The sequence below is a fragment of the Marinobacter sp. genome (assembly GCF_041686475.1).
Taxonomy (GTDB): domain Bacteria; phylum Pseudomonadota; class Gammaproteobacteria; order Pseudomonadales; family Oleiphilaceae; genus Marinobacter.
This window is the reverse complement of sequence record NZ_JAWLDU010000022.1, coordinates 18,203-31,930: the sequence shown is the minus strand read 5'-3', so window position 1 is coordinate 31,930 and position 13,728 is coordinate 18,203. Positions and strand designations below refer to the sequence as shown.

Here is a 13,728-nt window from a genome sequence, read left to right as displayed (position 1 = left end):
CCGGACATCCCGAAAGGGCTCTCCGGTTTTTTTGCCTGGTGTTATGCCCTGGAGCCGGATTCCAGGGCGCGGATAAAGGTCTGAAGGTCGGCCATGGGCAGTGCCCGCGAATACCAGAAGCCCTGGTAGCCCGTGCATCCGAACTGTCGCAGTAGCCTGAACTGTTCTTCCGTTTCCACGCCTTCGGCCACCACACTCATTCCCAGCTCCCTGGCCATGGACAATGTTCCCCGGGTAATGGCGGCGTCACGGTCGTTGGAGGTGATACCGTTAACAAAGGTACGGTCGATCTTGATTTTGTCGACCGGCATGTCGCGCATGTAACTTAGGCTTGAAAACCCGGTCCCGAAATCATCAATGGCCACTTCCATGCCCATGTTCCGGATCTCCCGCAATTGTCTGATCACATCCTTCGGATCATTGAGGAACACATTCTCGGTAATTTCTACGCAGAGCTGCCCAGGCCTGAGTGAGTACTGGTCGTTCAGGCGGGCGAGCAGATTCACCAGGTTATGACGGTGAAACTGTAGCGGTGAGAGATTGATGGAGATGCTGTTTACACCAAGTTCCGCCAGTTCCTCTGCCCTGGCAAAGGCTTCGTGCATGACCCATTCACTGATCGGCAGAATCTGGCCGGTGCGCTCCGACAGCGGGATGTACTCCGCCGGTGAAATATACCCGCGGTCAGGGTGTTGCCAGCGAATCAATGCTTCGACTCCCACCGTGGACAGGTCGTTGTTGAACATGGGTTGGTAGAACAGTTCGAACTGGTCCCTGGACAGTGCCCGCTGAAGTTGCTGGCGTAACGCGACTTCGTGCTGCACGCGACGATCGAGCGTCCGGTTGAACCATTGCCAGTTATTACCGCCGAGCTTCTTCGCCTCGTACATTGCCATGTCAGCCTGCTGGATCAGCAGCATGGAGTTATCGGGCATGGCTTTAACGATACTGATGCCGATGGCTGCTGACAGGGTTATTTCCACATCCTCGTTCAGAAACGGCTGCGAGAACTGGTCAAGAATCAGATCAGCAATAGTGTTAATGGCCTGGCGATCCGTGGATCCGGGAACAAGGGCGACGAATTCGTCGCCACCAAATCTCACCAGTGTTGTACCGGCAGGAAGTGCGGCCTCGAGCCGACGGGCTGTCTGGGCCAGTATTTCATCGCCAAAGGCGTGGCCAAGGCTGTCGTTGATGGGCTTGAAACCATCCAGGTCAATGAACAGGGCATGGACGCATAGCTGCCGGTCAAAGGCCTGGTGACAGATTCCCTGTAAATGGGATTCCAGGTAAATACGGTTGGGAAGCCCGGTGAGGGAATCATGGCTGGCCTGGAAGGTCAGGACTTCCTCCTGGCGGATACGGTCGCTGATATCGGTCTGGATACCGATGAAGTGTGTCACCTCATCGTCGTCATCCCTGACCGGCGCAATGTAAAGGTCATTCCAGAAGCAGCTGCCATCCTTGCGGTAGTTCAGCAGCGATGTGTGGACCTCGCGCATGTTTTCCAGGCCTTCGCGAATACTGGCGATGGCAGATTCGCTGGTGTCAGGCCCCTGGAGGATCCGGCAGCTCTGGCCAATCATGTCATCGGCGCAGTAGCCGGTGATACGCTCAAAGGCTGGGTTCACATAAATAAGCGGATATCCGGACAATTGGGCGTCGGCAATGACCACACCGTTGGAGGAAGCTTCTACACTTCGCTCCAGTATGCGCAGACGGGCCTCTGTCTGGCGCTCACGGGTCCTATCCCTGGCCTGTCCGTGAACACCGGTGATCCTGCCATTCACGATGACCGGGATATTGAGAACATCCAGCTGCAGGATCTCGCCATGCAGATTTCTGATCCGGACTTCGTAGCGCTGATGGTTTCCGGCCAGGGTGGCCTCGAAATGGCTGCGGGTGCGTTCCAGGTCTTCGGGTACGACGAGCATTGCGTAATGCTGGCCGACAATCTCCTCCTCTTTCGCACTGACAAGATCGCATCCCGACTGGTTGATCTGCAGGAACTCTCCAGCGGTATTCAGGGTGAAAACCGCGTCGGGGTTATAGGTGAACAGCGAACGATAATGTTGTTCGGTGTCTTCGTGCGAATCTGGCTGGGACACCTTTCACCTCTGGGACAGTGGACCACGAAAGCTGACAAAATCTACGTTTATCCATACAGTAGGTCAGATAGAGTAAAATAGCATCCAATTGCAACAAACACTCGACTCACCTGCGCTCAGTGACTAACTTCAGGATATGCCGAATACTTTTTGGTTCCTTGGGCGGTGCGAGCCATCAGGGAAATAGCAGAAACCCGGGGATACGGTCTGAATGGACAAACTTAAAGGGCGCCATACACCGCTGCGACGCTCGTTGTGGGTGGTTGGTGTTTATCTGCTCGCCGGATGGCTGTGGATTACATTTTCGGATTACCTGGCAGGTCAGTGGTTTCCCGACCCGGAAGCATTGAGCCGTGTGCAGACCTACAAAGGCGCACTGTTTGTTCTGGTGACGGCACTGGTGCTGTTTCTGGTACTTATGCGGCAATTCAACCGGGACCGGAGCATGTTGTCGCTGCATCATCACCAGCGTGAAGAAATCAGGGCGCTAAACCAGTTTCGTGAAAGTGTGATCGAGCGGGCCAATGTCTGGATCAACGTGCTTGATCCAGAGGGGCGGGTCGTGCTCTGGAATGCGGCCGCGGAGGAAATCAGCGGGTATCGGCGTGACGAGGTCATAGGTTCTGACCGCATCTGGCAGTGGCTTTACCCGGATGGCGACAACAGGGCAAGAATTCGCGAGCGCGCCAGTGACATAATCCGGGATAAGGGTGAAGCCGTGGGTTATGAAACCCGAATTACTAGCCGGGATGGTTGCGAGCGACTGATCTCCTGGAATGCGCGAAGTCTTCGGGATGACGATGGTGAGATAGTCGGTTCGATAGCCATTGGTCACGACATAACGGATATCCGCAATGCCGAGATCACCATTCGCCAGCGTGAGCGCCAGCTATCGACGCTGATGGACAATCTGCCGGGCATGGCTTACCGCTGTCTGTATGATGAGCACTGGACCATGCTGTTCGTGTCCAGCGGATGCCGGGATCTGACCGGGTATGAGCCGGATGAGCTGGTGAACAACCAGCGGATCAGCTACGCCGAGCTGATTGCCGATGGCAGCAATGACGCTATCCTGCGAGCCGTTGAATCCGCGATAGGCAACGCTGAACCGTTTTCTGTCGAGTACACCATCGTCCGCAATGATGGCCGCAGCATCTGGGTCTGGGAGCGTGGAAGAGCTGTAGAGGACAATGGTGATCTGGTGCTTGAGGGCATTATCCTGGACATTTCCGATCGCAAAGCGCTTGAGGACGAGTTGTCCGAACTGGCAATACGTGATCCGTTGACCGGGCTGTTTAACCGCCGTGAAATGACCCGGTTGCTGGATGAGGAAATCGCCCGGGCCGAACGCTACGGGCGTGCATTATCACTGCTCTGGATCGATTTCGATCACTTCAAGACGATCAACGATGACTATGGCCACGCCGCCGGGGATTCGGTGTTGAAAGTCACCAGTGCGCTGTTGGCGGGCAGTGTCCGTAGTGTGGACGTCATCGGCCGATTCGGCGGCGAAGAGTTTGTTATCCTGCTGCCGGAGATGGACCGCTTCGAGGCAAGAGATACCGCAGAGCGCCTGCGCAGCCTGATCAGTAATACACCACAGCCCCTGGGGGACGGAAGAACGGTACCACTGACCATCAGCGTTGGCATTTCTGTGTTCCCGGATAATGGTACCGATTCCCGTGCGCTCTGTGCCGCTGCCGACAGGGCGATGTATCAGGCCAAATCTAGCGGTCGCAACCGGGTGGTTCTGGCGCCTCTGGCTCAAGAAGCCCATAATCCCTAGATAAATATCATAATCAGAGGTTAAGCGATGAACCGACTTGCCCGCCGTGCCCTTCATACCTGTGCCGTGCCCGGTGATCTGGCTTCCGTTACCTGTCGTGACCCGGATAGTGAGCAACCGGAGAAGGCGGGTGTGAACCCGGAGGTTGTCGAGGATATCTGGCGCAGCGTGGAGAGGCTGTATCGCACCGGTGTGCATCCGGGGCTGCAGTTGTCGGTCAGGCACCGGGGCGAACAGATATTGCATCGTGCCATTGGCCATGCCTCGGGCAACGGACCCGGCGATGGGCCCAATGCGATCAAAGTGCCCATGAGCACGGACACCCCAATCTGCTATTTTTCCGCTTCCAAGGCGGTTACCGCGTTGCTGATGCATATGCTGGCGGAGCAGGGGCTGGTCAACCTGATGGACCCGGTGTCCTATTACTGCCCGGAATTCGCCGGCGGCGGCAAGCGCACCATTACGGTTCATCAGATTCTCTCTCACCGTGGTGGCATTCCGGCTATCCCCCGGGAAACGCCCATCGACGTACTCTGGGACAGGGATGAAATCTGGCGGTTGCTGTGCGACGCAAAACCGGTAGAGGTCGACGGTGCCAAGGTGGCCTACCATGCCATTACCGGTGGTTTTGTATTGCAGCGGGTTCTGGAAAAAGTCACTGGTGACACCATTGAAGCCTACATTGACCGTTACATTCGCCGGCCCATGGGCATGCGCTGGTTCACCTATGGCATCGCCCCGGAACATGTCACCGAGCTGGCCAGCAATTACGCCACCGGGCCAACGCCACGTTTCCCGGTGTCCTGGATTGTTAATCGTGCTCTGGGTGGTGACATCCGCACCGTGGAGCGGGTGGTGAATGATCCGCGCTTTCAGGAGGCGGTGATTCCAGCCGGTAACCTGTGTGGAACTGCAGAAGAAATGGGCCGGTTCTTCCAGATGATGCTTAATGGCGGCGTCTGGAATGGTAAGCGTATCTGCAGCGAAATGACGGTCAGGCGATCCATTCAGCAGTTTGGTTCACTGCAGGTTGATCGCACCATGATGATTCCCATGCGCTTCAGCGCCGGCATGATGCTTGGTGGTAATCCCATGGGCTTGTGGGGACAGAGCAGCCGTTATGCCTTTGGCCATGTCGGGCTGATCAACAAACTGTGCTGGGCAGATGCGGCACGGGATATCTCTGTCAGCCTGCTCAACACCGGCATACCGATTGTTGGCCATCATATCCCTGCACTCGCGCGTTTCATCTATACCGTGTGCGACCGTTTCCCGTTGATCCCCGAGAGCCAGAGGCCACTGGTGGCTGCCTGAACGTCCTTGCTACATAGTAGCCAACTGTGCCTCCAGGATGCCCAGCACTGACGACAGAATGTCACGGAAGTCAGTCAGTGTCTGAGTCCTCTGAAGCACATCCTCCCGGCTTTCATCCAGCCGCTCCAGTTTGGGCACCACCCGCCGTATACCCTCGGTGATAACCTCGTAGGGGTAATGGTGATCCATGATGCTGAGCTTGTTCATCTCCGCCACTTCCTGGCTGAAGATACTGATAATGTCGTACAGCATGTCCTTGTGCTGAATGGTGCTGGCCTCCCAGTAAGCATCATCAAGCAGTTCCAGCAGGGAAAGATACTCCCGCAGGGTGTCGGCAACGGATGTCTGGCTCATAGGTAAGGTTCCTGCTTGCTGAAAAATCAATATGCTGACTGGAACTATAGCAGGGGTTCGTGCGTGGGATTCTGAAACAGTCCCTGTTGTCCAGGGAAAATATATGAAACTCTATTCATTTTTATTGAAGTCTGTCTGATAGTTGTGCAACATTGCAAAGGGTTGCGTACAGTTGCGAATGCCTGCCACAGTCAGTTCAAGAGCTGTAAAAGCTCTACGAAACAAAAGGATGAATAGTCATTTCGCTTTGGCCATGAAGCCAACCCATACAATAATGGGCGAAGTGACAGGTTTCGGCGTATTGATCAGAATACTCAGTGGAAGAGGAAGATCATGGACAAACAAACGCAGTCTCAGGCACGGCCAGATCAGTCACGCCCCGTCAAACTCGATCACCACGACAGTGTCCGTTCCCACGTATGCCAGCAGATCAGTACGGAAGTGGAGCGCCTGGAGCGCCGTATTGAGACTCTGCGGCTGACCAAAGCCCCCCATGCAGCCATCATGATTTCCACCTATGAGCGGATGATCAATCGCAAGAAGGGCTTCCTCAGGAAATGGAACATGCAGGGCAGCGCCAACTACTGATGCTGCCCGACATCGGGAGCGGCTGACAACCCGATCCGCGGCAGATGTTACCGGCCCGGACGATATGCCGTCATGATTCAGGGCCGAACCGCCAGCATTGACGGTTCGGCCCGCTTGCGCTCCGCTATGCGACCTGCCGCGCAATCCAGGAATTGTAACGGGTCGCCAGCGCTCTGACATAGCGCGCTTCGGCGTCATTCAGGTTGACCAGCACGCCCTTGAAGATCCAGCCGCGCTCGTACACTCCCAGCACTCGCTGTTCGTCATCCAGGTTCACGCGCTGATTCAGCTTCTTGCAGATCGCATCCAGCAGCGGCAGCTTTTCGGGACGTCTGATCGGACCCATGCGGCTGCTTGCCGGCCGGTTTGCTGCTTTTGTTGGATGTTTTCTCATGATCTTCTCCTTTTCGTTTTGCGGCTGCAAAAACAAAACCCCGGTGCTTTGGGCAACCGGGGTCTGGCGGAGAAGCTCGCCCGGTCGCTCCAATGGCTTCCGGGACTGGACCGAAAGCCGTCAGATAGTTTTCACCATGGTGTGAATGCACATCCCGCTGTCACGGCGTGCGAACGTTTCAATCACTGGATATTCCTGATTCGTCGACATATCTTCTGGCTCTGTACCGGCGTAATCCACCGGTCATTAATGCTTCGGTACTATCTTCAGTGTATCGCTTACCCAATGCTTTGCAAGAGGCAAATGGCTTCGGCAAACCCGTACAGACGCAAACTGCAGAACTGCTCATAATCCGTCGCGTCACGTGTTTTACGTTGTGCAATCCTCCGGTGCCCACCATTCATCTGTGGCGCACTGCATGGATCTCTCCTTTATACGCAGCCCAATGGGCTGCGTTTTTTTATTCTTTCCGGAAAGAGTTGCTGGCACTGTTGGCAACCTGCCACACCCTATTGTGGAAACTCCGTAGCCGCTAGTTCGTACAGACGTGCAGGGCGCTTTCCGGCGATAATTCGCACACTAATTAATGTCTTTTATCACCAGACCAGAGGTTGAAACCGAAGAAAATGTCCGACGAAAACGGATCAGCACAAACCAGATTCCAGAACCATGCCATGGTAGAAGTTGTTCTGTTGCTGGTGTTGCTTGCCTATATGGCCCTTGCCCAGACCAGGATGGTGGGAGATGACTTTTCCTTCACCGTGGTCGGCGCCGCACTGATGGCGCTTGTCACCTACTGGACATTGAACACACTGAGGAACGGGCTGGAAGTCATTGCAGTCAGAATCGGTCGCTCAAAGCATTGAGCCAGAAGCGATCAGCTGAATATCTTCCCAGGTTTTGTGGAGAATCAGCGCATCATTGGCCGCGCGGTGGACGGGCAGCCCCAGCCGGTTGATGACCTGCTGCCGTGAAGTTGCCCAAAGCCTTATCTGGTCGGCGTCCAGCAACATGGATACGGACTCGAGCTGAAACTCGGCACGGACGTTGGCGGCGCGGAACAGTCGATGCAGCCAGAAGCTGTCAAAGGTCCAGGCATCACAGAACACCTGCCCGGACAGCAGGCGGTTAAGTCCGGCTGCCACCTCGGAAACCGGCGTTCCATCCCGTTCCAGGGTTTGCCGGGTAATACCGTGTATCTTTTCCGCACTCTCCGACCAGTCCTGCCACAACACATGGGGTTGAATCAGCCAGCTGTGCAGCGTGCCGTCGGGTAAGCAGATACCGACCTCTATGGGGTAACTTGCGATGAGGTCAAGACTGGAGGCCTCGAAGTCAATAAATGCTGGGCTGGGTTCGGTTATCATTCCGTCAGATTTTTGTTGGTGAGCCGTGTGTTGAGTTTACCCGCCCACCTCCGCAGACGCGAACCCATGATGGCATTCCACTGTTACAATATGTCCACGGATGTTAGTCCACTCATGTTAAAACCGGAATTCCCTGATGACCGATACCGTTGTTGTGATTTACTCCGGGGGCATGGATTCGTTCACCCTGCTCCACCTTGCACGTGCTCGCGGATACGAGGTTCATGCCCTGTCGTTCGACTACGGCCAGCGCCATGTCAGGGAGCTGGAATGCGCGCGGGATGTATGCACTGAACTGGCGATTCCCCACAAAGTGATCGACATCCGCGCTCTTGCAGAGGTAATGGCCGGATCGGCGCTGACGGGCAACGTGGCTGTGCCGGAGGGGCACTACGAAGAAGAGAGCATGAAAGCCACTGTGGTGCCCAATCGCAACATGATCCTGCTGTCCCTGGCGACTGGTTATGCGGGGACGGCCGGGGCTGCGGCTGTCTGGTATGGCGCCCATGGCGGAGACCATGCGATTTATCCTGACTGCCGTCCCGAATTCGTGGAAAAGATGGATGCCGTCTGCAGGGTCGCCAACTATGAGCCGGTGGGTATCGAGGCACCCTTTATGGGGTCCGACAAGGGGGCGATCCTGGCGGAAGGCTTGAAGCTGGGGCTCGACTACAGCAAGACGTGGACCTGCTACAACGGGCGGGAAAAGGCCTGTGGCCGCTGCGGCTCGTGCGTGGAACGTCTGGAAGCCTTTGCTGCAAACGGTCTGTCTGACCCCCTGGCCTATGAGGTGGTTCGCTGATGTACCGGGTGAAAGAGGCCTTTTACACCCTGCAGGGGGAAGGTGCCCAGGCGGGCAGGGCTGCGGTATTCTGCCGCTTCAGCAAGTGCAATCTCTGGAGCGGTCGGGAGAAGGATCGGGCCAGCGCAGTGTGCAACTTCTGCGATACGGATTTTGTCGGAACCGACGGCCAGAACGGTGGCCGCTTCGAAACGCCCGATGCCCTGGCAGCCCACATTCGCAGTCTGTGGCCGGACGCACCGGGAAGGCCCTACGTGGTCTGCACCGGTGGCGAGCCCCTGCTGCAACTGGATGAGGCGTTGATCGACGCTTTTCACCGTGCAGGCTTCGAAGTAGGTGTGGAGACCAATGGCACTCTGCCGGCGCCGACCGGTATTGACTGGCTGTGTGTCAGCCCCAAGGCCAACGCCCCGGTTGTGGTGAGTCAGTGCGATGAACTGAAACTGGTCTATCCCCAGCCGTTGGCGATGCCCGAGCGCTTTACCGATATCCGGGCCAACCACTATTTTCTCTCTCCCATGGCCTCGCCAACGCTTCCGGACGGCGAGTCAGATCCCGTCAAACGGAGTAACACCCGCAAGGCGACCGATTACTGCCTGGCTCATCCGCAGTGGCGGCTGACCCTGCAGATGCACAAGATTATCGGTATTGACTGAGCGGTTCAGGCCATCGCCCGGGAAGCCGTTGCCGTCAGAATGAGAAATCGGTAATGACAGGGTTGTGGTCCGAGGAGCGCCAGGGCTTGTCGTCAGCCAACGGAACAGGGCCCTGATAACTCAGTGCCTTTGGTTCCTCGGCATTGATCGACCAGACGTTGGCGCCAACGAGCCGATCGGCAAGGCCCCGCGACACCAGGCTGTAGTCGAGAGTGCCACTGCGGCCCCGGTAACGATAGCTTGTGTGGTCGCAGGCGGTTTCAGTGCAACCATGGAACCGCCGTACGGCGTTGGTGTAGCCAGCGGCCGCCATTAACTGCAGGGGTTTTTCCCGGGCATAGCTGTTCATGTCGCCGGTGATGAGGGTGCCTGCAAGATTGTCAGGCTGTGGTAACGACTCTGTCCAGTCGAGGATCGCCCGGGTAGCCTGCTCGCGGCTGTGGCTGTAGCAGCCCTGGCCGTCTTCCTGGTCCCGGTTCGGACCTTTTGCGCCGCGGCAGGCCTTTGATTTCAGGTGGGCAACGATAATACGCAGTGTTTCGTGGCTTCCTGCCGGCCTGAATAGCTGCGCCACCGGTGGCCGTCCGGGTTTCGGAAAGCTGGACGGCCCCGGGCGATGGGCTTTGCCGACAACTGTTACGCGGTCCTGGCGGTACAGCAGATCCGAGCGAATAGCGTCCTTGCCGGTTCTGCTGCTGGCTTTCACGTAGCGCCAGTGCTCGCCGAGGGCCCTGGCCAGGCCTGCTATCGCGCTCTCGGGGCCATAACCGTCGTTTTCCATTTCGGTCACCGCGATGATGTCCGGGTTCGGGGCGATCAGTGCCGCAACCAGTCTCGATTGCTGCTGTTTGTATTCGGCAGCCATTTCTGCGCCGCGAGCTGTGGGAAACCCCCTGCCGTTGCCATCGCCATTGAAAAGGTTACCGAGGTTAAGGGTCACAATCCGGAGGGTGGCTGATTCGGATCGGGACGGCACTTCAGGGCGCGGGTTGGCGGTGCGGAATACTGGTGGTGATTCCGGCTGCAGCCGCCAGGCGCCAAACCGAAAATCCAGAATACCCGATATCTGGCTGACATGATCGCCCGCTCGCACTGAATTGTCTGCTGACAGACCGGGGGCGGGCCAGGGAATCGGGCGGGGGTTGCGGGTTCCCATGACATCGTCGAGAAGCAGGCGGTTACGTTCCTGATTCTGGTGGCGAGCCCGGGCTTTCTGCCCCGGTTTCAGGATTTCTGTAGCGATGATCTGATCACCGGCTGCGAGGGTCAGTTCGCCGTAGCGGTCGAGGTTGTAGTGATCAATGACCGTCAACTCACCGGAAACGGCTACTCTCATGTTTTCCAGGTGTTCCGGCTGCTGCCCCCTTGGCCAGGGCAGTGTGACCGGGGCAGGTTCCGGCAGGACGCCCTTGCCACAAGTCTCGATTGCGGAGATATCGGTGAGCTCGGTCAGACCATGAAACTCTTTGACCCGGCCGGATACACGTACCCGTTCTCCACGGTTGCCAGTGGCTCGGTTGGTGTAGACAAAAAGGGCTTCGGAGGTTTGCGGATTATCGTCGGTTTCACGGTCAGGCTGTTGCAGGTAAAACCCCTGGAACCCGCCGCCATGTCGAGCGTCCATGGTAATTACGCCTTCGACCGTGACTGTCTCGCCGGCGAGGGGTGAGCTGGATTTCTCACCCTGGACCTGTGAAATGGCCGTGGCCGAAGCCCCACAGCCTGCGGCGGCTGCGAAAACTGGCAGCCAAAGTAGCAGCAGGGGGGCCAGAAGGCCTTTGACGAACGCGCGGAGTGTGATCACCCGCGCAGTCTAGCAGAGCCCGGCAACCGCTTTAATAGCCCGTTCGCGGGCAGATTCAGCAATTCCCAGCTGTTCCTCGTTGGCCAGCTCAAGCTGCTGCACCATTGGATCGGGGTGCCGGCTGTCGTTGCCCAGACCGAGCCGCGACAGCACGTACGGAGCGAGAGCAGCCCGGGTGGTCAGTTCCAGCCGGTTGTCGCTCATGTCGTAGTCGGTAGCGATGATTTCCTGTTGTGCCAGGTTCAGCCGACTGTCGGGAACCATTACCAGAGAAATCTGCCGATTCCAGTCGTCATCGTGATGCCTGGTGTGGCGGCTGCGCTGGCGGATCACTTCCGGCTTGCCACGGAAGCGGCTGAGGGCAAAATCCCGGAACTCCCGGTTGGAATCACACCAGGCGCGCAGATGCCAGCTCTGGCCAACGCAGACCAGGCTGTGGGGCTCCAGTGTGCGCTGTGACACGCCTGCGGGGCTGAGAGAGGCATACTCTGCCTTCAGCACTCTGCCATGCCGGGTGGCAGCTACAGCCGCTCTCATGACTTCCGGTTTAACAATTCGTTGCGGGCCGCGGACTATGGTGCTGTCGGGCAGGCTGATATTCAGGGACTCGAATGTGTTGCTGAGGCTTTCCTGCCGGGCCAGCAGGTCCTGATACTCGCTGGCATGGCCGGAAGTAACCACAGGGCTGAAGTTTGCCGAGGGTACGTAGCCTTTCAGGTGGCGATCGTAAACCAGGTTATCCGGCGCCAGTTCCCGCAGGTAGGTGTTTATGTCCTTTGAAGCCTGCTGACGCCCAATGCCGAAACTGTGGCAGATGTGATTGGTGGTGAGCCGTCCTTCCCAGAGGGCGATGATTTCAATCAGCCGGTAGCGAAGCAACAGATCCCACCGAATGGGCCAGTCCGTTTTTTTCATAACCAGGCGCTCATGGTTAGCGTGGGTTGCATGAGTTGAGAGACTCGTAGGTTAAATTAGGCAGCAATATAAGCTTCCTCATGTTAACCCCTCAGGCCGCCGGCGTGTGTTACGTCACCTTAATGTAAAATAATGTTAAATACGGTAACTGCAGCGCTGCAAGCGGTATTTCAGATTTCGGCAAATGCGTAGTGGTGTCGTCAATCATGCCCTGATCTAATTCTCGTCCGGTAATGTTCCGGCGTTGCTGCTACCTTCTACAACGTTCCTGATTCCTTCCTGTTCTGATACGCCGGAGCCTGTCTGATGACCCGTATGGTCACATCACTCTCAGCCCTTATTCTCAGTATAGTCCTGTTGGTGAGCGGCAACGCTTTTTTGATGACCCTGCTGGGTGTCCGGCTGAGCATCGAGGCGGTCTCTCCCGATATCATTGGCTGGATTCTGGTGTGCTACTCAATCGGCTTTGTGCTGGGCACTCTGTACGTACACCATATCATCGGCCGTGTCGGGCATATCCGTGCGTTTGCCGTGTTTGCGGCCATGGCGGCAGTGTGCGCATTGATGTATCCAATGGCGGTGTCGGAACTGCTCTGGGCTCTGCTGCGGGCGCTTTCCGGTTTCAGTGTGGCCGGCGTTCTGGTGGTGATTGAAAGCTGGTTCAGCAGCCGCGCCACCAATGCCAACCGTGGCGCCCTGTTCGCGGTCTACCAGATTGTTTTCTATCTTTCCGCCGCCGGTGGTCAGTTGCTGATTAATGTGGGTGAACCAGCCTCATTCATTCCTTTCTCGCTGGCAGCCGTATTTCTGACACTGGCGCTGGTGCCATTGGCGCTGACACGCATGGATGCGCCGGTGATTGAACGCCATGAACGCCTGTCCTTCTTCACCCTCGCCAGGGAATCCTTCACCGGTGTTTCCGGGGCTCTTATCTGTGGTGTGATGATCGGTTCCTTTTATGCACTGGGCCCGGTTTACGCCACCCTGGTGGGGCTGGAAGTCAGCCGGGTGTCGACCTTTATGGCGAGTGCCATTGTGGCAGCCATGATTCTGGCATGGCCCCTGGGGCTGGTGTGCGACCGTTTTGATCGCCGCCGGGTGATGTTCTGGGTCGCTGTGATGGCAGGCCTGTCGGCGGTAACCGTTGGTGTGTTCGGTGCCGAGCGGATGTGGCTGCTGACCCTGATGGTGGGGTTGTTTACCGGTCTGTCTGCCACGCTTTACCCGATTGCCGTGGCTATCACCAACGATCGTATGGAGAGCAACCGTATTGTCTCGGCCAGTGCCACTTTGCTGCTGAGTTACGGCGTGGGCAGTGTGATCGGCCCGGTCGTGATGGCGGAACTGGTGGCGGTCGTCGGCCCACAGGGCCTGTTTTTCGGTAATGCCGGATTCCTTGCAGTACTGGCGGTTATTACCAGTTATCGCATTAGCCACACCGACGATGTGCCGGTTGCAGAGCAGGAGCATTTTGTCCCGGCGATGCCCGAGACTTCTGCGGTATTGACGGAAATGGATCCTCGCAACGAGGAATTCCAGGAGTCACCGGAAGTGACGGAAAGGCGGGAAGAGGATCTGTGCGACACCGGTTGATGAACACAGGCTCTCGGTTTTCCCCGATTTTGTTTTACCTTTCACAT

At 57.1% G+C, this 13,728-nt stretch carries 13 protein-coding genes; 7 read left to right on the top strand and 6 right to left on the bottom strand.

Translation table 11 applies throughout. From position 1 onward, the window contains the following. Window positions 1-41: 41 nt before the first annotated feature. Complete coding sequence (locus tag ACESMB_RS07275; RefSeq protein ID WP_372971209.1) at window positions 42-2,108, bottom strand: EAL domain-containing protein; 2,067 nt, start codon at window positions 2,106-2,108, stop codon at window positions 42-44. 211 nt (window positions 2,109-2,319) lie between these two features. On the opposite strand from ACESMB_RS07275, the gene ACESMB_RS07270 reads away from it, so the two are divergent. Both ACESMB_RS07270 and ACESMB_RS07265 read left to right on the top strand, forming a co-directional pair. After that, complete coding sequence (locus ACESMB_RS07270) at window positions 2,320-3,894, top strand: diguanylate cyclase (protein WP_372925817.1); 1,575 nt, start codon at window positions 2,320-2,322, stop codon at window positions 3,892-3,894. A 27-nt stretch (window positions 3,895-3,921) separates the two neighbouring features. After that, a complete protein-coding gene (locus ACESMB_RS07265; protein ID WP_372925816.1) occupies window positions 3,922-5,208 on the top strand; it encodes a serine hydrolase domain-containing protein in 1,287 nt (428 codons plus the stop codon). Window positions 5,209-5,217: 9 nt separating this feature from the next. Here the strand turns inward: ACESMB_RS07265 and ACESMB_RS07260 are convergent, their stop codons facing one another. Beyond that, on the bottom strand, window positions 5,218-5,562 hold the full coding sequence (locus ACESMB_RS07260; protein ID WP_372925815.1) for a hypothetical protein: 345 nt from the start codon (window positions 5,560-5,562) through the stop codon (window positions 5,218-5,220). Between the two features lie 333 nt (window positions 5,563-5,895). On the opposite strand from ACESMB_RS07260, the gene ACESMB_RS07255 reads away from it, so the two are divergent. Next, window positions 5,896-6,150, top strand: a complete 255-nt coding sequence (locus tag ACESMB_RS07255; protein ID WP_372925814.1) for a hypothetical protein — start codon at window positions 5,896-5,898, stop codon at window positions 6,148-6,150. 124 nt (window positions 6,151-6,274) lie between these two features. Here the strand turns inward: ACESMB_RS07255 and ACESMB_RS07250 are convergent, their stop codons facing one another. Beyond that, entirely contained in the window at window positions 6,275-6,544 is a 270-nt protein-coding gene (locus ACESMB_RS07250) for a hypothetical protein (protein ID WP_372925813.1), read from the bottom strand. A gap of 674 nt (window positions 6,545-7,218) precedes the next feature. On the opposite strand from ACESMB_RS07250, the gene ACESMB_RS07245 reads away from it, so the two are divergent. After that, on the top strand, window positions 7,219-7,410 hold the full coding sequence (locus ACESMB_RS07245; protein ID WP_372925812.1) for a hypothetical protein: 192 nt from the start codon (window positions 7,219-7,221) through the stop codon (window positions 7,408-7,410). On the opposite strand, the gene ACESMB_RS07240 is transcribed toward ACESMB_RS07245, so the two are convergent. Continuing rightward, entirely contained in the window at window positions 7,399-7,911 is a 513-nt protein-coding gene (locus tag ACESMB_RS07240) for a hypothetical protein (protein WP_372925811.1), read from the bottom strand. The two genes, ACESMB_RS07245 and ACESMB_RS07240, sit on opposite strands and share 12 nt — an antisense overlap. A 136-nt stretch (window positions 7,912-8,047) precedes the next feature. Between ACESMB_RS07240 and queC the strand changes: the two genes are divergently transcribed. Both queC and queE read left to right on the top strand, forming a co-directional pair. Beyond that, window positions 8,048-8,713 (top strand): 7-cyano-7-deazaguanine synthase QueC, encoded by a 666-nt coding sequence (gene queC, locus ACESMB_RS07235; RefSeq protein WP_372925810.1) that lies wholly within the window; start codon window positions 8,048-8,050, stop codon window positions 8,711-8,713. Further along, on the top strand, window positions 8,713-9,369 hold the full coding sequence (gene queE, locus ACESMB_RS07230; RefSeq protein ID WP_372925809.1) for a 7-carboxy-7-deazaguanine synthase: 657 nt from the start codon (window positions 8,713-8,715) through the stop codon (window positions 9,367-9,369). The genes queC and queE overlap by 1 nt, the downstream gene beginning before the upstream one ends. Before the next feature lie 34 nt (window positions 9,370-9,403). Here the strand turns inward: queE and ACESMB_RS07225 are convergent, their stop codons facing one another. Together ACESMB_RS07225 and ACESMB_RS07220 are read right to left on the bottom strand one after the other, a co-directional pair. Further along, entirely contained in the window at window positions 9,404-11,173 is a 1,770-nt protein-coding gene (locus tag ACESMB_RS07225; RefSeq protein ID WP_372925808.1) for an ExeM/NucH family extracellular endonuclease, read from the bottom strand. Between the two features lie 9 nt (window positions 11,174-11,182). Further along, a complete protein-coding gene (locus ACESMB_RS07220) occupies window positions 11,183-12,088 on the bottom strand; it encodes a helix-turn-helix transcriptional regulator (RefSeq protein WP_372925807.1) in 906 nt (301 codons plus the stop codon). Window positions 12,089-12,394: 306 nt separating this feature from the next. Between ACESMB_RS07220 and ACESMB_RS07215 the strand changes: the two genes are divergently transcribed. Further along, complete coding sequence (locus tag ACESMB_RS07215) at window positions 12,395-13,681, top strand: MFS transporter (RefSeq protein WP_372925806.1); 1,287 nt, start codon at window positions 12,395-12,397, stop codon at window positions 13,679-13,681. Window positions 13,682-13,728: the final 47 nt, after the last annotated feature.